Annotated in this window: 2 protein-coding genes; both read left to right on the forward strand. The window is 44.4% G+C overall.

Annotated elements, in window-relative coordinates:
* On the forward strand, positions 1–1259 hold a 1259-nt coding region (locus tag WBM98_RS14995; protein ID WP_424366838.1), incomplete at its 5' end, for a hypothetical protein.
* Positions 1256–1781: FG-GAP repeat domain-containing protein (locus WBM98_RS15000; protein WP_424366839.1), on the forward strand; the 526-nt coding region annotated here is incomplete at its 3' end. The genes WBM98_RS14995 and WBM98_RS15000, both read left to right, overlap by 4 nt.

The raw sequence follows: 1781 nt of genomic DNA on the forward strand, positions 1-1781 counted from the left end.
ATATTACATGGCGAAGTGCATTGGGCATGCCCTTGGGAATCATGGGAGGGAAAGCGCAATACGCTTTTGCCGACGCCTCTGATGATTATATAAAAATACCAGGTGAAATGTTGCAGGAGAAAGAGGGGGCCTATATGGTACAGATGACATCTGAATTATGGGAAACCATCTACATGGACCAGATGCAATTGGTGGTTGTGGATCATCCGGATTCCGTTGATGTTTTCGTGCCAGAACAGTTTTCGCCACCCCCGTTCCCGGGATTGGAACTGTTCCAATTCGAACAAAAACAACACCCCCTTTCCGCCACCGATGACAAAGGCAACGATTTACGCGCATTTATAACGAAAAAAGATGACAGGTACATTTCCAATTTTAAACCCGATAAATATCAAGGGGTCACAGAAATGCATGACCTGATTCTTGATTTCGGGGAATTGAAGTCAACCGAAAATGTGTTTTTGATCTTGAATGGATGGATATTCCCTACGGATGCCAGTATCAATGTAGCCTTGTCACAATCCGACGAGATACAGGTACATCCCCCCAACATTCAAGTGATCAATGAAAAAGGGGAGTGGGAAACCGTCATCGCAAACCTTGGTTTCCCCATGGGAAAAGATAAGAACGTAATCGCCGACCTATCCGGCAGGTTTTTAAGTAAAGATCATCGGGTAAGAATCCAGACCAATATGGAAATCTATTGGGATGAAATCTTCTTGGCGAAGAACAATCCAAGAGTCCCCGTAAGGTCGACGACATTAAACCCTATCGCTGCAGACCTGCACTATCGTGGATTTTCGAGAACCTATAAAAAAGGAGGTCGATATGGCCCCCATTGGTTCGATTATGATGAAGTTGACCTAAACACAAAATGGCGCGATCTTACGGGCAACTATACCCGCTATGGGGATGTGTTGCCTCTCTTAACCGATCCCGACAATCAATACATCGTTTCAAATGCCGGGGATGAGACCACTATAAAGTTCGACGCAAACAAGCTACCGAAATTGCAGCAGGGATGGACAAGGGATTTCTTGATACACAGTGTTGGTTGGGTAAAGGATGGCGATTTGAATACGGCACACGGCAATTCAGTACTACCCCTACCGTACCATGGAATGGGTAGTTATCCTCCTTCGGAAAAAGACATCTACCCCAACACCCCTGAACTACAGGAATACCATGCAGAATATAACACCAGGATTGTAACCGATGAAGGTTACCGCAAAGGAATCAAGCAAAAAAGCCTTCAATGAGACATAAGATTGGAAAAGTAGTAGCCTTCATTATATTTGGCTGTATCCCATTTGCACTTGGCGCCCAAAACAAGGGTGTTCAGCTCAAGGAAGTAACCAAGGAGGCAGGTATTGATTTCAGATACACCTTTGGGGATAAAACCTATGAAAACATATTGGAAAGCAGTGGTTCTGGGATCACAGTTTTTGATTACAACAATGATGGCCTTATGGATCTGTATCTTATGAACGGAACTTACTTGGAAGGCATTTCCCAACCTGAAGGCAAGGTGTTTAAGGATACGCCCAACAAACTTTATAAGAATAATGGAAATGGTACTTTTACCGAAATTTCGAAAAAGGCGGGTGTCGATAATCGAACTTGGAGCATGGCCGCCGGGGCCCTGGACCTGGACAATGATGGGTTTCAGGACCTTTACCTATTGAACTATGGCCCGAATGTATTTTACCATAATAATGGGGATGGTACTTTTAGTGACCAAACCGCAAAACTGGGCCTCGCAGGACCTGAAATGTTGAATG

Origin of the sequence: Maribacter sp. (assembly GCF_049667165.1) — a bacterium.
In the GTDB taxonomy this organism is placed as follows: domain Bacteria; phylum Bacteroidota; class Bacteroidia; order Flavobacteriales; family Flavobacteriaceae; genus Maribacter_A.